The organism is Hydrogenophaga sp. LT287 (assembly GCF_055702805.1).
Genome location: NZ_JBVPZC010000006.1, coordinates 91,983 through 108,542 on the forward strand (window position 1 = coordinate 91,983; position 16,560 = coordinate 108,542).

At 61.2% G+C, this 16,560-nt stretch carries 23 protein-coding genes; 20 read left to right on the forward strand and 3 right to left on the reverse strand.

Annotated elements, in window-relative coordinates:
* Positions 1-10 precede the first annotated feature (10 nt).
* From AC0GNR_RS07225 to hisF, 9 genes are all read left to right on the forward strand, one after another.
* Complete coding sequence (locus AC0GNR_RS07225) at positions 11-250, forward strand: BolA family protein (protein WP_472900290.1); 240 nt, start codon at positions 11-13, stop codon at positions 248-250.
* Positions 251-269: 19 nt separating this feature from the next.
* Positions 270-1,550, forward strand: a complete 1,281-nt coding sequence (murA, locus tag AC0GNR_RS07230) for a UDP-N-acetylglucosamine 1-carboxyvinyltransferase (RefSeq protein WP_472900291.1) — start codon at positions 270-272, stop codon at positions 1,548-1,550.
* A complete protein-coding gene (gene hisG, locus AC0GNR_RS07235; protein ID WP_472900292.1) occupies positions 1,547-2,215 on the forward strand; it encodes an ATP phosphoribosyltransferase in 669 nt (222 codons plus the stop codon). Before murA ends, hisG begins: the two co-directional genes overlap by 4 nt.
* Complete coding sequence (gene hisD / locus AC0GNR_RS07240; protein ID WP_472900293.1) at positions 2,212-3,555, forward strand: histidinol dehydrogenase; 1,344 nt, start codon at positions 2,212-2,214, stop codon at positions 3,553-3,555. The genes hisG and hisD overlap by 4 nt, the downstream gene beginning before the upstream one ends.
* On the forward strand, positions 3,552-4,652 hold the full coding sequence (gene hisC, locus AC0GNR_RS07245; protein ID WP_472900294.1) for a histidinol-phosphate transaminase: 1,101 nt from the start codon (positions 3,552-3,554) through the stop codon (positions 4,650-4,652). The genes hisD and hisC overlap by 4 nt, the downstream gene beginning before the upstream one ends.
* Positions 4,649-5,269, forward strand: coding sequence for an imidazoleglycerol-phosphate dehydratase HisB (hisB, locus tag AC0GNR_RS07250; protein ID WP_472900295.1), 621 nt, complete (start codon positions 4,649-4,651; stop codon positions 5,267-5,269). Before hisC ends, hisB begins: the two co-directional genes overlap by 4 nt.
* A gap of 13 nt (positions 5,270-5,282) precedes the next feature.
* Complete coding sequence (gene hisH / locus AC0GNR_RS07255; protein ID WP_472900296.1) at positions 5,283-5,945, forward strand: imidazole glycerol phosphate synthase subunit HisH; 663 nt, start codon at positions 5,283-5,285, stop codon at positions 5,943-5,945.
* Between the two features lie 41 nt (positions 5,946-5,986).
* On the forward strand, positions 5,987-6,727 hold the full coding sequence (gene hisA / locus AC0GNR_RS07260) for a 1-(5-phosphoribosyl)-5-[(5-phosphoribosylamino)methylideneamino]imidazole-4-carboxamide isomerase (protein WP_472900297.1): 741 nt from the start codon (positions 5,987-5,989) through the stop codon (positions 6,725-6,727).
* Between the two features lie 99 nt (positions 6,728-6,826).
* On the forward strand, positions 6,827-7,606 hold the full coding sequence (gene hisF / locus AC0GNR_RS07265; protein ID WP_472900298.1) for an imidazole glycerol phosphate synthase subunit HisF: 780 nt from the start codon (positions 6,827-6,829) through the stop codon (positions 7,604-7,606).
* A gap of 48 nt (positions 7,607-7,654) precedes the next feature.
* Here the strand turns inward: hisF and AC0GNR_RS07270 are convergent, their stop codons facing one another.
* Complete coding sequence (locus tag AC0GNR_RS07270) at positions 7,655-8,149, reverse strand: lipopolysaccharide assembly protein LapA domain-containing protein (protein ID WP_472900299.1); 495 nt, start codon at positions 8,147-8,149, stop codon at positions 7,655-7,657.
* A 109-nt stretch (positions 8,150-8,258) separates the two neighbouring features.
* On the opposite strand from AC0GNR_RS07270, the gene hisI reads away from it, so the two are divergent.
* From hisI to tatC, 7 genes are all read left to right on the forward strand, one after another.
* Positions 8,259-8,657: a phosphoribosyl-AMP cyclohydrolase gene (gene hisI / locus AC0GNR_RS07275; protein ID WP_472900375.1), complete on the forward strand. Its 399-nt coding sequence runs from the start codon at positions 8,259-8,261 to the stop codon at positions 8,655-8,657.
* Positions 8,658-8,661: 4 nt separating this feature from the next.
* Entirely contained in the window at positions 8,662-9,048 is a 387-nt protein-coding gene (locus tag AC0GNR_RS07280) for a phosphoribosyl-ATP diphosphatase (RefSeq protein ID WP_472900300.1), read from the forward strand.
* Entirely contained in the window at positions 9,045-9,434 is a 390-nt protein-coding gene (locus AC0GNR_RS07285) for a DUF4870 family protein (RefSeq protein ID WP_472900301.1), read from the forward strand. The genes AC0GNR_RS07280 and AC0GNR_RS07285 overlap by 4 nt, the downstream gene beginning before the upstream one ends.
* Positions 9,435-9,441: 7 nt before the next feature.
* Positions 9,442-9,804: a histidine triad nucleotide-binding protein gene (locus AC0GNR_RS07290; protein ID WP_472900302.1), complete on the forward strand. Its 363-nt coding sequence runs from the start codon at positions 9,442-9,444 to the stop codon at positions 9,802-9,804.
* Positions 9,805-9,927: 123 nt separating this feature from the next.
* A complete protein-coding gene (gene tatA / locus AC0GNR_RS07295; RefSeq protein ID WP_472900303.1) occupies positions 9,928-10,170 on the forward strand; it encodes a Sec-independent protein translocase subunit TatA in 243 nt (80 codons plus the stop codon).
* A gap of 107 nt (positions 10,171-10,277) precedes the next feature.
* Entirely contained in the window at positions 10,278-10,772 is a 495-nt protein-coding gene (tatB, locus tag AC0GNR_RS07300) for a Sec-independent protein translocase protein TatB (protein WP_472900304.1), read from the forward strand.
* Complete coding sequence (gene tatC, locus AC0GNR_RS07305; RefSeq protein ID WP_472900305.1) at positions 10,772-11,566, forward strand: twin-arginine translocase subunit TatC; 795 nt, start codon at positions 10,772-10,774, stop codon at positions 11,564-11,566. The genes tatB and tatC overlap by 1 nt, the downstream gene beginning before the upstream one ends.
* Positions 11,567-11,717: 151 nt before the next feature.
* On the opposite strand, the gene AC0GNR_RS07310 is transcribed toward tatC, so the two are convergent.
* The gene (locus AC0GNR_RS07310; protein WP_472900306.1) at positions 11,718-12,866 is read right to left on the reverse strand and encodes a trypsin-like peptidase domain-containing protein; all 1,149 of its coding nucleotides are present in this window, start codon (positions 12,864-12,866) and stop codon (positions 11,718-11,720) included.
* Between the two features lie 165 nt (positions 12,867-13,031).
* Here AC0GNR_RS07310 and AC0GNR_RS07315 point away from each other — a divergent pair, with 165 nt between their 5' ends.
* From AC0GNR_RS07315 to pdxA, 3 genes are all read left to right on the forward strand, one after another.
* Positions 13,032-13,172 (forward strand): DUF3149 domain-containing protein, encoded by a 141-nt coding sequence (locus AC0GNR_RS07315; protein WP_472900307.1) that lies wholly within the window; start codon positions 13,032-13,034, stop codon positions 13,170-13,172.
* 145 nt (positions 13,173-13,317) lie between these two features.
* On the forward strand, positions 13,318-14,094 hold the full coding sequence (locus AC0GNR_RS07320) for a Nif3-like dinuclear metal center hexameric protein (RefSeq protein WP_472900308.1): 777 nt from the start codon (positions 13,318-13,320) through the stop codon (positions 14,092-14,094).
* 11 nt (positions 14,095-14,105) lie between these two features.
* Positions 14,106-15,164, forward strand: coding sequence for a 4-hydroxythreonine-4-phosphate dehydrogenase PdxA (pdxA, locus tag AC0GNR_RS07325; protein ID WP_472900309.1), 1,059 nt, complete (start codon positions 14,106-14,108; stop codon positions 15,162-15,164).
* Positions 15,165-15,215: 51 nt separating this feature from the next.
* Here pdxA and mscL read toward each other — a convergent pair whose 3' ends face one another.
* A complete protein-coding gene (gene mscL / locus AC0GNR_RS07330) occupies positions 15,216-15,644 on the reverse strand; it encodes a large conductance mechanosensitive channel protein MscL (RefSeq protein ID WP_472900310.1) in 429 nt (142 codons plus the stop codon).
* Positions 15,645-15,914: 270 nt separating this feature from the next.
* Here mscL and petA point away from each other — a divergent pair, with 270 nt between their 5' ends.
* Positions 15,915-16,523 carry a ubiquinol-cytochrome c reductase iron-sulfur subunit gene (petA, locus tag AC0GNR_RS07335; RefSeq protein WP_472900311.1) on the forward strand — a complete coding sequence of 203 codons (609 nt, stop codon included), beginning with the start codon at positions 15,915-15,917 and terminating at the stop codon, positions 16,521-16,523.
* The last annotated feature ends 37 nt before the right edge of the window (positions 16,524-16,560 follow it).

Consider the following 16,560-nt stretch of genomic DNA (forward strand, 5'->3'; position numbering starts at 1 on the left):
AAACGCCCACATGACCGCTGACCAACTGCAACAACTCATCGCCGCTGGCATGCCCTGCGAACACCTGGAAGTCACCGGCGATGGCCGCCATTGGGCGGCTGTGGTGGTGTCGCCCGAATTCGAGGGCCTGCGTCCCATTGCGCGCCACAAGCGGGTGTACGCCACGCTGGGTGAGCGCATTCAAAACGATGAGGTTCACGCGCTGTCGATGAAAACCTACACGCCCGCCGAGTGGGCCAAACAATCCTAAAACCAGACCGAGCCACTCCATGGACAAACTGCGAATCACCGGTGGCCGCGCGCTGCACGGAGAAGTGATCATTTCTGGCGCCAAAAACGCCGCCTTGCCCGAGCTGTGCGCCACCTTGCTCACGGCCGACCCGGTCACGCTGACCAACGTGCCGCGCCTGCGCGACGTGGCCACCATGCGCCACCTGCTGGACAACATGGGTGTGAAAACCCAGACCCACGGCGAGCGCGGTGGCATGACGTTGCACGCCGCCGACCCCATCAACTCCGAAGCGCCTTACGAACTGGTCAAGACCATGCGCGCTTCGGTGCTGGTGCTGGGGCCGCTGCTGGCGCGCTTTGGCCGTGCACGCGTCTCGCTGCCGGGTGGTTGCGCCATTGGTTCGCGTCCGGTGGACCAGCACATCAAAGGTATGCAGGCCATGGGCGCTGAAATTGTGGTGGAACAAGGTTACATGGTGGCTCAGCTGGTCGGAGGCAAGAAGCGCCTGCATGGTGCCCGCATTGCCACCGACATGGTCACCGTCACCGGCACGGAAAACTTCCTGATGGCCGCGGCCCTGGCCGAGGGCGAGACCTTGCTGGAAAACGCCGCCCAGGAGCCCGAGATTGCCGATCTGGCTGAAATGCTGATCGCCATGGGCGCCAAGATTGAAGGTCACGGCACCAGCCGCATCCACATTCAGGGGGTAGAGCGGCTGCACGGCTGCACCCACCAGGTGGTGGCCGACCGCATTGAAGCTGGTACCTTTTTGTGTGCGGTGGCGGCCACCGGCGGCGACGTGGTTCTGCGCCACGGCCGTGCCGACCATCTGGACGCGGTGATCGACAAGCTGCTGGAAGCCGGCGCTGAAATTGAAGCCGGCAAAGATGCCGGCGGTGATTTCATTCGCGTGCGTGCGTCGGGTCGCCTGAAAGCGCAGAGCTTTCGCACCACCGAATACCCGGGCTTCCCGACCGACATGCAGGCCCAGTTCATGGCGCTCAACTGCATTTCGCACGGCACGGCCAAGGTCACTGAAACGATCTTTGAAAACCGCTTCATGCACGTCAACGAGATGGTGCGCCTGGGCGCAAAAATCCAGACCGATGGCAAGGTGGCGGTGGTCGAGGGCATCGAAAAACTGTCAGGTGCCACGGTGATGGCAACCGACTTGCGCGCCTCTGCGAGCCTGGTGATCGCCGGCCTTGTGGCCCAAGGCGACACCATCGTGGACCGTATTTACCACCTGGACCGGGGCTACGACCAGATGGAAGAAAAGCTGCGCGGCATTGGCGCTGACATCGAACGCATCAAATGATTACCTTAGCCCTGTCCAAAGGTCGCATCTTTGACGAAACCTTGCCGCTGCTCGCGGCCGCCGGCATCGAGGTGCTGGAAGACCCGGAAAAGTCGCGCAAGCTGATCTTGCCCACCAACCAGCCTGGCGTGCGCGTGGTGCTGGTGCGCGCCACCGACGTGCCGACCTACGTGGAATACGGCGGCGCCGACATTGGCGTGACCGGCAAAGACACACTCATCGAGCACGGTGGTCAAGGCTTGTACCAGCCGCTGGACCTGAAGATTGCAGCCTGCCGCATGAGTGTGGCGGTGCGTGCTGACTTTGATTACGCCAGTGCTGTGCGCCAGGGCTCGCGCCTGAAGGTCGCCACCAAATACACCACGATTGCGCGCGAATTCTTCGCCAGCAAGGGTGTGCACGTGGACCTGATCAAGCTGTACGGCAGCATGGAACTGGCTCCGCTGACGGGCCTGGCCGACGCCATCGTTGACCTCGTGTCCACTGGCAACACGCTCAAGGCGAACCACCTGATCGAGGTCGAGCACATCATGGACATCAGCTCGCGCCTGGTGGTCAACCAGGCGGCGCTCAAGCTGAAACAGGCGGCCATTCGGCCCATCATCAACGCCTTTTCTCAAGCCATCGAAACCCGAGCCACCGAAATCCAGGCCGTTCCGTCATGACCCTTACCGCCGCTCCGCTTCGCCTGTCCACCTGTGCGTCCGATTTCGAGGCGCAGTTTGCCGCGCGCCTGCATTGGTCTGCCGATACCGACAGCGCCATTGAACAGCGGGTGGCCGATATTTTGGCTGATGTGAAGCAGCGCGGCGACGCTGCGGTGCTGGATTACACCGCCCGGTTTGACGGACTGGATGCGCCTGACCTGAACGCGCTGGAGCTGACGCAAGCCGAGCTTAAGACGGCATTCGACAGCCTGCCCGATGCCCAGCGCACCGCTCTTGAATCCGCCGCACGCCGGGTGCGCAGCTACCACGAGGCGCAAAAGCGGGCCAGTGGCGAGAGTTGGAGCTACCGCGACGAAGACGGCACGCTGCTGGGCCAAAAGGTCACGCCGTTGGACCGCGTGGGCATTTATGTGCCCGGCGGCAAGGCTGCCTATCCTTCCAGTGTCCTGATGAACGCCATTCCTGCCCATGTGGCGGGTGTGAACGAAATCATCATGGTGGTGCCCACGCCGCGCGGTGAAAAAAACGCGCTCGTGCTCGCCGCCGCCTACGTGGCCGGCGTCACGCGCGCCTTCACCATCGGCGGCGCCCAAGCAGTGGCCGCGCTGGCCTATGGCACGCAAACGGTACCCAAGGTTGACAAGATCACCGGTCCTGGCAACGCCTACGTGGCCAGTGCCAAGAAGCGCGTGTTCGGCACCGTGGGCATCGACATGATCGCCGGCCCGAGCGAAATTCTGGTGCTGGCCGACGGCAGCACGCCGGCCGAATGGGTGGCGATGGATTTGTTCAGCCAGGCCGAACACGATGAACTGGCCCAGAGCATTTTGCTGTGCCCCGATGCGGCCTACATTGATGCGGTGCATGCCGCCATTGACCGTCTGCTGCCCACCATGCCGCGCGCGGCCATCATTGCCAAGAGCCTGAACGACCGCGGCGCGCTCATCCTCACGCGCGACATGGAGGAGGCTTGCACCATCAGCAACCGCATTGCGCCCGAGCACCTGGAAGTGTCCAGCGCCGAGCCGCACCGCTGGGAGCCGCTGCTGAAACACGCCGGTGCCATTTTCCTCGGCGCATACACCAGCGAAAGCCTGGGCGACTATTGCGCCGGCCCCAACCACGTGCTGCCCACCAGCGGCACTGCGCGTTTCAGTTCGCCGTTGGGCGTGTACGACTTCCAGAAACGCAGCAGCCTGATCGAGGTGAGCGCGGCAGGGGCGCAAACGCTGGGTACCATCGCCGCCGAACTGGCCTACGGCGAGGGCCTTCAGGCCCATGCCCGCGCCGCTGAACTGCGGCTCAACGTTGTCCCTCCCATGCGAGCCGCGAAATGAGCGCCATGAACACACCGAACCCCTTGCGCTTTATTCGGCAGGACATCCAGTCCATGCACGCCTACGCGATACAGGACGCGACCGGCATGGTCAAGCTCGACGCGATGGAAAACCCCTTTTCGTTGTCGCCCGAGCTGCAAGCCGAACTGGGTCAGCGCCTGGGCGCCGTGGCCATCAACCGCTACCCCGGCGCCCGCATTGACGACCTGAAGCAGGCGCTGGCCCGCTATGTGGATTTGCCCGAAGGCTGCAGCCTGATGCTGGGCAACGGTTCCGACGAGCTCATTTCTCTGCTGGCCATGGCCTGCGACGTACCCGGTGCGTCCATACTCGCGCCGCTGCCCGGCTTTGTGATGTACGCCATGGGCGCGCAATTGCAGGGGCTGGCCTTCCATGGCGTGCCGCTCACCGCCGACTTTGAGCTGGACGAACCCGCCATGCTGGCCGCCTTGCGCGAGCAACAGCCTGCCATCACCTACATCGCCTACCCCAACAACCCGACCGCCAACCTGTGGGATGCCGCCGTGATTCGCCGGTTGATCGCCGAAGCCGCCACGTTTGGCGGGCTGGTGGTGATGGACGAGGCCTACCAGCCGTTTTCCAGTCTGAGCTGGCTCGATGAGATACGCGCCCATCCCGCCGCCAACGCGAATGTGTTGCTGATGCGCACCTTGTCCAAATTTGGCTTGGCCGGCGTGCGCCTGGGCTACATGCTGGGCCCGCAGGCGCTGGTGCAAGAGGTAGACAAACTGCGACCTCCCTACAACGTGAGCGTGCTCAATGCCGAATGCGCGTTGTTCGCGTTAGATCATGCCCATGTGTTTGCACAACAGGCCAGTCAGATTCGCGAGCAGCGCACCTGGCTGGTGAATGCGTTGACCAGCCTCCCGGGCGTGAAGCCCTTTCCGAGCGAAGCCAACATGGTGCTGGTGCGGGTGCCCGATGCCGGGCGCAGCTTCGAAGGACTCAAGGCGCACGGCGTGCTGGTCAAGAATGTTTCTAAAATGCACCCTTTGTTGCACAACTGTTTGCGCTTGACGGTGGGAACACCGCACGAGAATGCCCAGTTGATCGACGCCCTTCAAATTTCCCTATGACCCAGACGCTTTCCGCAACCCCCGTGGCCGACCGTGTGGCGCATGTTCAGCGCAACACCGCAGAAACGCAAATCAGTGTCCGCGTCAACCTGGACGGTACTGGCGCCGCCAGCCTGTCCACCGGCATCGGCTTTTTTGACCACATGCTCGACCAGATCGCCCGCCACGGGCTGATCGACCTCGACATTCAGGCCGTAGGGGACCTGCACATCGACGGCCACCACACGGTGGAAGACGTGGGCATCACGCTCGGCCAGGCGTTTGCGCAGGCCGTGGGTGACAAAAAAGGCATTCGCCGCTACGGTCACGCCTATGTGCCGCTGGACGAAGCGCTCTCGCGCGTGGTGATCGACTTTTCCGGTCGTCCCGGTCTGCACATGCGCGTCCCATTCAAGAGCGGCATGGTGGGCGGGTTTGACACCCAGCTTGCTTTTGAATTTTTCCAGGGCTTTGTCAACCATGCTGGCGTGACGCTGCACATTGACAACCTGCACGGCGAAAACGCCCACCACCAGGCCGAAACCGTGTTCAAAGCCTTTGCCCGCGCCCTGCGCATGGCACTGGAACGCGATGCCCGCATGGGCGATGTGATTCCCTCCACAAAAGGCTCCCTCTGAGCGGGTTCATCTGATGAAACGCAAGACAGTCGCCGTGGTGGACTACGGCAGTGGCAACCTGCGCTCGGTGTCGCAGGCGGTGCAACATGTGGCGATGGCCAGCGACGTGGAGGTACTGGTCACGTCCCACGCGCAAGAAGTGCTGGATGCCGACCGTGTGGTGTTGCCGGGCCAGGGCCACATGGCCGATTGCATGCGCGAACTGGCGGCCTCGGGCTTGCTGGAAGCGGTGATGCACGCGGCTGCGAACAAACCGTTGTTTGGTGTCTGCGTGGGCATGCAAATGCTGCTCGACCGCAGCGAAGAGGGGCCCACCGATGGCTTGGGGCTGATCCCGGGCGAAGTGGTGCGCTTTGAACTTGCCGGCCGGCTGCAGGCCGACGGGAGCCGCTTCAAGGTGCCGCAGATGGGCTGGAACCAGGTCTTTCACGACCTCGGCCGCGGTCCGGCCCACCCGCTGTGGGACGGCATTGCCGATGGTGCTTACTTTTATTTTGTCCACAGCTACTACGCCAAGCCGGCCAACCCGCTGCACTGCGTGGGCGAGGCCGACTACGGCGGCCGTTTTGCCGCCGCCATTGCCCGCGACAATATTTTTGCGACCCAGTTTCATCCCGAAAAAAGCGCCGATCAGGGTTTGGCGCTGTACCGCAACTTCCTCCACTGGAATCCCTGAGTCCTCCCGTTCCCTCGTTCCCTACTGATACCGACACCATCATGCTGCTGATTCCTGCCATTGATCTGAAAGACGGCCAGTGCGTTCGCCTCAAACAGGGCGACATGGACCAATCCACGGTGTTTGGCGAAGACCCGGCGGCCATCGCGCGCAGCTGGGTCGACAAAGGCGCGCGCCGCGTGCACCTGGTGGACCTGAACGGAGCCTTTGCCGGCAAGCCGAAAAACGAGCAGGCCATCCGTGCCATTCTGAAAGAGATCGGCTCTGAAGTGGACGTGCAGCTCGGCGGCGGCATTCGAGACCTCGACACCATCGAGCGTTACCTGGATGCGGGCCTGCGCTACGTCATTATTGGCACTGCAGCCGTGAAAAACCCCGGTTTCTTGCAGGACGCCTGCACCGCGTTTGGCGGCCACATCATTGTCGGCCTGGACGCCAAGGATGGCAAAGTCGCCACCGACGGCTGGAGCAAGCTCACCGGCCACGAGGTGGTGGACCTGGGGAAGAAATTCGAAGACTACGGCGTCGAATCCATCATCTACACCGACATCGGCCGCGACGGCATGCTCAGCGGCATCAACATCGACGCCACCGTCAAGCTGGCACAGGCCTTGTCCATCCCGGTCATCGCTTCGGGCGGCCTGTCCAACCTGGACGATATTCGCGCCCTGTGTGGCGTGGAAGACGAAGGTGTTGAGGGCGTGATTTGCGGTCGCTCTATCTACAGCGGGGACCTCGACTTCGAAGCCGCGCAACTGCTGGCCGACGACCTCAACGGATGAACAAGGCCCCCACGCTCCACCGCTGCGCGGGTCGCTGCCCCCCAAGGGAGCGCGTTTTGCCTTGGGGCGGCCCGGCGGCAAAACCAACCCACGTCGAACATGCTCGCTAAACGCATCATTCCCTGCCTGGACGTCACCGGTGGCCGTGTGGTCAAGGGCGTCAATTTTGTCGAACTGCGTGACGCGGGCGACCCCGTCGAAATTGCGGCCCGTTACAACGACCAGGGCGCCGACGAGCTGACCTTCCTGGACATCACGGCCACCAGCGACGGTCGCGACCTGATCCTTCACATCATCGAAGCCGTGGCCTCGCAAGTGTTCATTCCGCTCACCGTGGGCGGCGGGGTGCGCACCGTGGACGATGTGCGCCGCCTGCTCAACGCCGGGGCCGACAAAACCAGCTTCAATTCAGCCGCACTGGCTAACCCGCAAGTCATCCGCGACGCCTCAGACAAATACGGTGCCCAGTGCATCGTGGTGGCCATCGACGCCAAGCGCCGCTTGGGTGAAGACCTGCTGGCCCGCGGTGAAGGCTGGGACGTTTACAGCCACGGTGGACGCAAAAACACCGGGCTCGACGCTGTGGCCTGGGCCCGAAAAATGGCCGAGCACGGTGCCGGTGAAATTTTGCTGACCAGCATGGACCGCGATGGCACCAAAAGCGGCTTCGATCTGGCCCTGACCCGCGCCGTGGTCGATGCGGTGGACGTGCCCGTGATCGCCTCGGGTGGCGTGGGCAACCTGGACCATCTGGCCGACGGCGTGCAACAGGGCGGCGCCGACGCCGTGCTGGCCGCCAGCATCTTCCACTACGGGGAGTTCACCGTGGGCCAAGCCAAGGCGCGCATGGCCGAGCGCGGGATCCCTGTGCGCCTTTAGACGGGTGGTTGAGGCATGCCTCGTCTGTGACGCGAGGCACCGCCGCCTTTACGCTCCGTTTGCGCGTTGCTGCAATTGCCGCTCCATGCGGTCTTCCATCTCGCCAATGCTGGCACCCAGACCGTTTCCAGTCTGTTCGATCACCTCAGTCAAGGCCGTTTGCAAGCGGTCCATCTTTTGGTGCGTCTTTTCAGACAGGTCCTGTTCGCGGGCAGCCGTGGCCTGTAGCTCGGCCTGCAAAAACTGACGCAATTCAGTGAGTCGGGATGCCTCGGCTTTGTCCGCCAAGGTGCGCTGCTCAGCCACTTCGCGCGTGATGCGCCGTACCTCCATCAGGTGCGTCGTCTGGTAGTACACCAAGGCCAGCAAAAACACCACCAGCACCAGCGCCAGCATGCCCAGCAGCACCAGGCCCAGCGGTGCCTGAACCTCGGCCACGGCAAAGTTGAGGGTGGTCGGCGTCAAGATGGCTTCAAAGTTGAGCGCCACAAAACCGGCCACCAGCAAGATGAAAATGATCAGAAAAAGGGTACGAAATTTCATGGGGCTCCTCCTGGTGCAGGCTGCGTCAGCGGGTGCTGGGCGGTGAATGCAAAAGCCATCGTACGCGCAACCTGGGTGCGCCAGCCTAAGTGCACGAGGCACATGGTAGATTCATGGCATGAATTGGCTTGAAGAAGTGAAATGGGACGCCCAAGGCTTGGTCCCGGTGATTGCGCAGGAAGCCGCGACCGGCGACGTGCTGATGTTTGCCTGGATGAACCGCGAGGCGCTTGAAAAAACCGCTGAGCTGGGGCGGGCTGTGTATTTCAGCCGATCGCGCGGCCGGCTGTGGTTCAAAGGCGAAGAGTCCGGGCATGTGCAAACCGTGCATGACATCCGTCTGGATTGCGACAACGATGTGGTCTTGCTCAAAGTGACCCAGCTGGGGCACGAGCCTGGCATTGCCTGCCACACCGGACGCCACAGCTGCTTCTTTCAGCGCTATGAAAGTGGCGCCTGGCAGGCGGTAGACCCGGTGCTCAAAGACCCTGAATCCATTTACAAATAACGATATGTCCAACACCGATGACCTGGCGCGCCTGGCGGCCGTGATCGAGAGCCGCAAACCGGCCAACGGCGGCGATCCCGAAACAAGCTACGTGGCCCGCTTGCTCCACAAGGGCCCTGACGCCTTCCTGAAAAAAATTGGAGAAGAGGCCACCGAAGCCGTCATGGCGGCCAAGGACTGCGACCATGGCGGGGATGCTCAAAAGCTTGTCAATGAAATCGCCGATCTGTGGTTTCACAGCATGATTGCGCTCGTCCACTACGGCAAGACGCCGGCTGACGTGGTCAGCGAACTGGTGCGCCGCGAGGGGCTGAGCGGTCTGGAAGAAAAGGCGATGAGGAAAGTTCTGGCGCGCGAGTCCGAATCCTTGTCATCGGGGGGTCATGCATGAGCGACATCATCGACGTCAAAGCCATCGACAGCGAAAAGGCCCAGTCGCTCAAAAGCGTGGGTTGGGTCAGTTACATCCTTCACCTGATCGTTGCGGTGGCGGCGGTGGTGCCAGGCGCTCAGGTAGGTGCGGGTTTGCTCATCGTGGCGCTGGTGATCGATCTCGTGAAGAAATCCGACGCTGAAGGCACCTGGCAGGCCAGCCATTTTTCGTGGCGCATCCGCACCGTGATCTGGGCCGGTGTGCTTTACGTCGTCACCATTCCGCTGTGGTTTCTCTTTGTGTTGCCCGGCATGATCGCCTGGGCCTTGATTTCCATCTGGTTTCTCTACCGCATCGTCAAAGGCATGGTGCGCATGAACGCCAGCCAAGCCATGCCCGACTGAAATTTCCATGAGCGCACACGATCCCCACTGCATTTTTTGCAAAATCATCGCCGGCCAGATCCCGTCCAAAAAAGTCTTTGAGGACGAAGACATCTTTGCCTTTCACGATATCCACCCCTGGGCGCCGGTGCACTTTCTCATGGTGCCCAAGTTGCACATTCCGTCCATGGCGCATCTGACAGCCGAGCACGAGCGCCTGATGGGGCGCATGATGATGCTGGCGCCCAAACTGGCCATGGAGCAGGGCTGCAACCCCTACCCGGACGGAGGCTTTCGCATGGTCTGCAACACCGGCACCGAAGGTGGGCAGGAGGTGCACCACTTGCACATTCATGTGATGGGCGGCCCGCGCCCGTGGCTGCGGGGTTAAATGTCTGGGACGGCGTTTGAGTCCTCGGTCCGGTTTTTTGGCTGAGCCAGTACTGAACTCTTGTGCCGGCTTAGAATCCCACCCGAAGCGTTCAACGCATTACTTTTATATTTGGAGAAAACGATGGGTTCCTTTTCAATCTGGCACTGGTTGATCGTGCTCTTGATCGTGGTCATGGTCTTTGGCACCAAAAAGCTCAAAAACATGGGCTCTGATCTGGGTGGTGCGGTCAAAGGCTTCAAAGACGGCATGAAAGATGGCAGCCAAAACGCCGCTGACGCCGAGTCGGCGCCTGCAGGTCAGGTGACGCAAGACACCCGCACCGATAAAAACGCCATCGACGTCGAAGCCAAGCAAAAAAGCTGATTTCGTCGCTTCGATTTCTACCTGGTGGTCATGCGCTTTTGAGCATGGGCCAGCCAGGTTCAGAGTCTTGAACCAAGGCTCCGCATTGCCCGCAGGATGGCTGATACATGATTGATCTGGGCATTTCCAAGATTGCGCTCATTGGGGCGGTGGCGTTGATCGTTATCGGCCCTGAAAAACTGCCGCGCGTGGCCCGCACGGTGGGTGCCTTGCTGGGCAAAGCACAGCGTTACGTGTCGGATGTGAAGGCCGAGGTCAGCCGTTCGATGGAGCTCGAAGAGCTCAAGAAAATGAAAGACACGGTGGAGAGCGCTGCCCGCGATGTGGAGTCGTCGGTGCAAAGCGGTGCCAGCGACTTTGAAAAATCCTGGTCTGAAGCCACCGCCGGGCTGGACGGCGCAACTTCCTACGGTTCCGACGCGCACCACAGCATCGGCTCGGACCTGCACCCCAGCTACAAACACCCCAAAAAGAACTGGCGCATCAAGCAAAAGGCCATGCCCCAGTGGTACAAGGCACGCACCGGCGTGCGTACCCGCACCCAGTCCGGAGCCGCCCGAGTGGCGCGCTTTCGGCCCCGTTCTTCTTCTGCCCCCCGCTGATGTCCGACCCCAAAGATTCCACCGACGAACTCGCCGGTTCCGAGCAGCCGTTTGTCCAGCACCTCATGGAGCTGCGGGATCGCCTGCTCTATGGCGTGGTGGGTCTGGCGATCTGCATGGCGCTGCTGGCGTTTTGGCCGGGCCCGAGCGGGTTGATTGATCTGATCGCTGTGCCGATTCGTGCACACATGCCGCCAGACGCCAAGCTGATCGCTGTGGGCGTTTTTTCACCGTTTTTTGTGCCCATCAAAGTGCTGGCGATGGCCGCGTTGTTGTTGTCATTGCCGTGGTGGATGTACCAAGTGTGGGCTTTTGTGGCGCCGGGCTTGTACAGCCACGAGAAGCGCTTTGCGATCCCGCTGATCTTGCTGGGCAGTTTGCTGGCGTATGTGGGCATTGCCTTTGTGCAGTTTTTTGTGCTCGACAAGATGTTTGGCTTTATCCAGCAGTTCACCCCAGACAGCGTGGCGGCCACACCCGACATTGCGTCTTACGTTGAAGCCATCCTGTCTCTTTACCTCGCTTTTGGCCTGGCTTTCCAGGTGCCTATCGTGGTGGTGTTGCTGGTGAAAATGAACATGGTCACGGTGAAGCAGCTGCGTGATTTCCGCGGTTACTTCATCGTCGTGGCATTTGTCATTGCGGCCATCGTCACGCCGCCCGACGTCATCTCGCAGTTGGCGCTGGCCGTTCCCATGTGTCTTCTGTATGAACTGGGCATTTTTGGCTCGCAGTGGTTCATCAAAAAGGCGGCATCGCCTTCAGAGTCGACCGCAGAAGACACCGCAAAGTAGGCCTCAACGGTGGGGGCGCATAACAGGTGCTACGTTTTGTCTAGGGGTGGCCTGCAACGCTACAAGCTAAACGGTGTTTGCGAACCGCTTCAGGCACTCCCTCTCGGATGAAGTGCATGCGCTTTCGCGCTGACCGATATTCGGCTGCGCCTCAACGCTGTTCCTGACGGGGCAGCGGATTGCGACGCGCTGGTGTGACGTTCAGTTGTGTCTTGCCATCGCGCCGCACGACATCCACAGCGGCCGACGTGCCGGGTGGCAGTGCAGCCACAGCCGATAGCAACTGGGCCACTGTGCCCACTTCGCGCCCGGCGACGCGTGTGATCACATCGCCAGGGCGTATGCCGGCTTGAGCCGCAGGGCCGTTTTGCAGCACGCCGGTGATGATCACGCCGCTGCCCGCAGGAATGCCAAAGCTCTCGGCCAGTTCTGCGCTGAGTTCTTGTGGCTCTACGCCAATCCAGCCCCGGGTTACCTGGCCGTCACGCACGATCGCCTCCATCACACTGCGCGCGGTGGACGTCGGAATGGCAAAACCAATGCCCATGGAGCCGCCCGACCGGGAGTAGATGGCGGTGTTGATACCCATCAGATGGCCGTTCACGTCCACCAGTGCACCGCCCGAGTTTCCAGGGTTGATGGCCGCATCTGTCTGGATGAAATTTTCAAAGGTGTTGATGCCCAACTGGGTTCGACCCAGTGCGCTGACGATGCCCCCCGTGACGGTTTGACCCACGCCGAAGGGGTTGCCGATGGCCAGCACCTGGTCGCCGATAGACAGGGCATCTGAGTTGCCTAGCGTGATCACGGGCAGTTCGGTCAATTCGATTTTGAGAATGGCGAGGTCGGTTTCCGGGTCGGTGCCGATCACCTTGGCGATGCTTTTGCGGCCATCGTTCAGCATCACCTCAATCTCATCGGCCTCTTCAATGACGTGGTTGTTGGTGAGTATGTAGCCCGCCGGGCTCACGATCACACCCGACCCCAGGCCGGTTTGCGGCTGAGCCTGCGGTTGGTCACCAAAAAAGAAGCGGAACCACGGGTCGTCGCTGTGAATGTTGTTCACGGCCGCCTTGCTGGTGTTGATGCTCACCACCGCCGGTGAGGCGGCTCGGGCTGCACCGCTGAAGCCGCTGGTGCTGCCGGTGGAGTGGGTTGGCGCCGCCGACTCGAGCACCGGCACCACGGTGGGCAGATTGGGCCGGCGGTCTAGCCACTGTGGCTTGAGTGTGGCGACCACGAAAAAGGCAGCCAGCAGCACAGTGACGGATTGGGCAAAGACGAGCCAGAGTCGTTTCATGGGTGGTTTTGAGGCAAAGGTGTTGTTGGCAGATCGAAGCTGGTCCCCAGATTGTGCTGTATGTGGTTGCCAACCCCTTGAGTTCAAGCGGCTTGACCCACGTCAAGGCGCGCGGGCGTTGGACGCGGTGCAATGAAAGCCTTTGTTAGAGGAATGGAGTAAAAAATGAAAGCCATCGTGGATCTCTTCTCGACCGATTACGGACTGTTCAGCATTTCCGGCATCATTTTTATGATTGGCATGGCGATCTGGTTTTACCGATTTTTCACCCGCAAGATGCTGGAGTCGGAACAGGCGCAGCGCTGAACGGCCTCACGGCCAGTCTGTGTCGCGATCAATCCCTCGCTTGCCAAGGGTTGCGCTCTTGTCTGCTGGGGCTGTCAAAATGAAAGGTTGGTTGGTCTTTTAACTGGGCCACGCCCGTGCCAATTTTTCAAGACAGGCCTTTTCTATGAAAACACCCGAGCGCGCGGTTTCACGCACCATGTTGCTAGAAACCTTGAACGGTTTGATGCAGCCCGCCCTGTTCAACGACTATGGCCCCAATGGCTTGCAGGTAGAAGGGCGCCAGGGGATTCGCAAGTTGGTCACGGGCGTCACGGCCAGTCGGGCCTTGATTGACGCAGCGATTGCCGCTGGGGCTGACGCCATCTTGGTTCACCATGGTTTGTTTTGGCGAGGCCAGGACGGGTGCGTCACCGGCTGGATGAAACAGCGGCTTGCGCGCCTGCTTGCGCACGACATCAACCTGCTGGCCTACCACCTGCCGCTCGATGCCCACCCCGAACTTGGCAACAACGCGCAGCTCGCCTTGCGCCTTGGGGTGTCTGCGTTTGACGGACCTGCGGGACGTTTCGGTGCCCAATCGTTGGGCTTGATGGGGCAGCGGCGCTCGGCGTCTGCGGCCGAGCTTGCGGCCCATGTGGAGCAGACCTTGGGGCGTGCGGTGACGCTGGTGGTCGAACCCGACCGGCCCGTCGAGCGCGTTGCACTGTGCACGGGGGGGGCGCAGTCTTACTTTGAATCCGCTATTGCAGCCGGTGCCGATGTGTTCATCACCGGAGAGATTTCGGAGCCACAGGCGCACTACGCGCGGGAATGCGGTGTGGCGTACATCGCCTGCGGGCACCATGCCTCGGAACGGTATGGCGTGCAGGCTGTGGGTGCGCATGTGGCGCAGGCGCTTGGCTTGTCTCACCAATTCATTGACATCGACAACCCCGCCTGAGGGCATCAGCCATGAATCCCTCTGTGGTCAAGAACTCTTTAATCAAGCCCGTGGTGTTGACCATGGGCGATCCTGCTGGTATCGGCCCTGAAATCATTGCCCAGGCGTTTCGCGAGCGGCCCAGCCTGATGCAGCAGGTGGTGGTGGCGGGCGATATGGAAACGATGCGTCGGGCCATGCAATGTGTGGCGTTGGCAACTGCGCAGACGCAGCCAATCCCGGTGTTGGCCGAATTGAGCGCGCTTGAACATTTCAGCGAAGTTCCCCCTGGTTGTATGGGCGTCCTTCAAGCTTGTTCCCTGAAGCAGCCCGTGGTGTTGGGGCGCATCAGCACTGAAGCGGGCGAGGCTGCCGCCGACTGCATTCGGTTTGCTGCGGGCGCGGCTCTCTTGGGACAAGCGCGCGCCGTGGTCACCGCACCCATTCACAAAGAGGCATTGGCTGCTGCCGGCGTGGCTTTTCCCGGGCATACCGAGTTGTTGCAGGCGCTTGCCGCAGAGCACCTCGGTGTTGCCGTCTCGGCCTTGCCCGTGCGCATGATGCTCAGTTGCCCAGGCTTGCGTACGGTGTTGGTGAGCATCCATGTGTCGCTGCGGGATGCGCTCGACGCGGTCACTCAAGCGCAGGTTTTGCAAACGGTGCGCATCACGCAGGCCCATTTTCTTCTCTGCGGCTTGGCGAAGCCGCGCATTGCCGTGGCAGGCCTCAATCCCCATGCAGGTGAGGGCGGTTTGTTCGGGCGTGAAGAGATTGATGCCATCGCGCCAGCCGTCGAGCAGGCCAAAGCTGAAGGTCTGGATTGCAGCGGTCCGCATGCGCCCGACACCGTTTTCATGCGCGCTCGCCAAGGGGCGTTTGACGTGGTCATTTCGATGTACCACGACCAGGGATTGATACCTGTGAAGCTTTTGGGCTTGGAGCATGGGGTCAACACCACGCTGGGTCTGCCTTTTGTCCGCACCAGCCCGGACCACGGTACCGCCTTTGACCTCGCCGGCACCGGACGAGCCAGTGCGGCCAGTTTGCTGGCAGCGTTGGATGCGGCCCTGGAGGCCAGCTCAACCCAATAAAAAAGCCGCTGCGCCTCATGGCGCCAGCGGCTTTGAACAGGTTGCGCAGGCTTACTTGCGCAGGCTGTCGCGAATCTCGCGCAGCAACACCACGTCTTCCGGTGTGGCCGGGGGGGCGGCTGGGGCGGGAGCTTCAGCGCGCTTCATGCGGTTGATCTGTTTGACCATCATGAAAATGATGAATGCCAGAATCAAAAAGTTGATCGCCACACTCACGAAATTGCCGTAGGCCAAGGTCGGAACGCCAGCAGCTTTCATCGCCGCCAAAGTAGGGGCGGTGCCCTCGGGCACCGTACCAAGTGCCAGGTAGAGGTTGGAAAAATCGAGGCTGCCAAAGATGGAGCCCACCACAGGCATGATCACATCGTCAACCAAAGACCCCACGATCTTGCCAAACGCTCCACCAATGATCACACCCACAGCCAGGTCGATCACATTGCCCTTGACAGCAAACTCCTTGAATTCCTGCATCATGCCCATGGCCGCTTCCTCCAGATAAGTTGTTTAAAGTGTTCGACACTGCGAGAAGTCAAATAGGTCTGCCTGGTCGGCAGCGTCTGAACCGGTTGGCGATTTTGCCACCGCATACCATCGCATTACAAGCGGCTGACGCGCTGTGCAGCTGTTGCGCTTTTGTCAACGTGACAATAGCCCACTCCCATACCCCGGCAAGCCACAGTGGGCACCTTTGGGTCCAGTACAATCACGGGTTGTCCCTAGTGTCCTCTCGAACCAGTTTGAAAGATCCCCATGAGTGAAGCAACCGTCGATGCGACTGTGGATAACAGCCGCCGAACCTGGCTGATCACATCCTGCGCCATGGGTGGCGTAGGTGCAGCCGCTGTCGCCGTCCCCTTCGTCAGCAGTTTTCAGCCGTCCGAGCGGGCCAAGGCAGCCGGTGCCGCCGTCGAAGTCGATATTTCCACGCTCGCGCCTGGCGAGAAGCGTGTGGTCGAGTGGCGTGGCAAGCCCGTGTGGATCATGCGCCGCACACCCGAGCAGTTGGCGGCTCTTGAAAAGCAAGAAGACCAGCTCGCCGATCCCAACTCGGATCGCAATGCTTATCCCACTCCCGAATACGCAAAAAACCGCCACCGCTCCATCAAGCCCGAAGTGCTCGTGGCCGTGGGTATTTGCACCCACCTCGGTTGCTCACCCAGCGACAAGTTGTCTCCTGGTCCGCAGCCTTCGCTGCCTGACGACTGGCAGGGTGGTTTCCTGTGTGCTTGCCACGGTTCTACGTTTGACGTGGCAGGGCGGGTGTTCAAGAACAAGCCTGCGCCTGACAACCTCGAAGTGCCCCCGCACTACTACCTGTCCGATACGACCCTGTTGGTCGGCGAAGAGAAGAAGGCCTGAGCTGCCGTACTTCGCAGTGCAAGCAGACACCTGACCT

What these genes read in the sequence shown, in the direction of transcription:
- AC0GNR_RS07225 (WP_472900290.1), top strand. Translation starts at nt 11, where the DNA reads ATGACCGCTGACCAACTGCAACAACTCATCGCCGCTGGCATGCCCTGC.
- murA (WP_472900291.1), top strand. Translation starts at nt 270, where the DNA reads ATGGACAAACTGCGAATCACCGGTGGCCGCGCGCTGCACGGAGAAGTG.
- hisG (WP_472900292.1), top strand. Translation starts at nt 1,547, where the DNA reads ATGATTACCTTAGCCCTGTCCAAAGGTCGCATCTTTGACGAAACCTTG.
- hisD (WP_472900293.1), top strand. Translation starts at nt 2,212, where the DNA reads ATGACCCTTACCGCCGCTCCGCTTCGCCTGTCCACCTGTGCGTCCGAT.
- hisC (WP_472900294.1), top strand. Translation starts at nt 3,552, where the DNA reads ATGAGCGCCATGAACACACCGAACCCCTTGCGCTTTATTCGGCAGGAC.
- hisB (WP_472900295.1), top strand. Translation starts at nt 4,649, where the DNA reads ATGACCCAGACGCTTTCCGCAACCCCCGTGGCCGACCGTGTGGCGCAT.
- hisH (WP_472900296.1), top strand. Translation starts at nt 5,283, where the DNA reads ATGAAACGCAAGACAGTCGCCGTGGTGGACTACGGCAGTGGCAACCTG.
- hisA (WP_472900297.1), top strand. Translation starts at nt 5,987, where the DNA reads ATGCTGCTGATTCCTGCCATTGATCTGAAAGACGGCCAGTGCGTTCGC.
- hisF (WP_472900298.1), top strand. Translation starts at nt 6,827, where the DNA reads ATGCTCGCTAAACGCATCATTCCCTGCCTGGACGTCACCGGTGGCCGT.
- AC0GNR_RS07270 (WP_472900299.1), bottom strand. Translation starts at nt 8,149, where the DNA reads ATGAAATTTCGTACCCTTTTTCTGATCATTTTCATCTTGCTGGTGGCC.
- AC0GNR_RS07280 (WP_472900300.1), top strand. Translation starts at nt 8,662, where the DNA reads ATGTCCAACACCGATGACCTGGCGCGCCTGGCGGCCGTGATCGAGAGC.
- AC0GNR_RS07285 (WP_472900301.1), top strand. Translation starts at nt 9,045, where the DNA reads ATGAGCGACATCATCGACGTCAAAGCCATCGACAGCGAAAAGGCCCAG.
- AC0GNR_RS07290 (WP_472900302.1), top strand. Translation starts at nt 9,442, where the DNA reads ATGAGCGCACACGATCCCCACTGCATTTTTTGCAAAATCATCGCCGGC.
- tatA (WP_472900303.1), top strand. Translation starts at nt 9,928, where the DNA reads ATGGGTTCCTTTTCAATCTGGCACTGGTTGATCGTGCTCTTGATCGTG.
- tatB (WP_472900304.1), top strand. Translation starts at nt 10,278, where the DNA reads ATGATTGATCTGGGCATTTCCAAGATTGCGCTCATTGGGGCGGTGGCG.
- tatC (WP_472900305.1), top strand. Translation starts at nt 10,772, where the DNA reads ATGTCCGACCCCAAAGATTCCACCGACGAACTCGCCGGTTCCGAGCAG.
- AC0GNR_RS07310 (WP_472900306.1), bottom strand. Translation starts at nt 12,866, where the DNA reads ATGAAACGACTCTGGCTCGTCTTTGCCCAATCCGTCACTGTGCTGCTG.
- AC0GNR_RS07315 (WP_472900307.1), top strand. Translation starts at nt 13,032, where the DNA reads ATGAAAGCCATCGTGGATCTCTTCTCGACCGATTACGGACTGTTCAGC.
- AC0GNR_RS07320 (WP_472900308.1), top strand. Translation starts at nt 13,318, where the DNA reads ATGAAAACACCCGAGCGCGCGGTTTCACGCACCATGTTGCTAGAAACC.
- pdxA (WP_472900309.1), top strand. Translation starts at nt 14,106, where the DNA reads ATGAATCCCTCTGTGGTCAAGAACTCTTTAATCAAGCCCGTGGTGTTG.
- mscL (WP_472900310.1), bottom strand. Translation starts at nt 15,644, where the DNA reads ATGGGCATGATGCAGGAATTCAAGGAGTTTGCTGTCAAGGGCAATGTG.
- petA (WP_472900311.1), top strand. Translation starts at nt 15,915, where the DNA reads ATGAGTGAAGCAACCGTCGATGCGACTGTGGATAACAGCCGCCGAACC.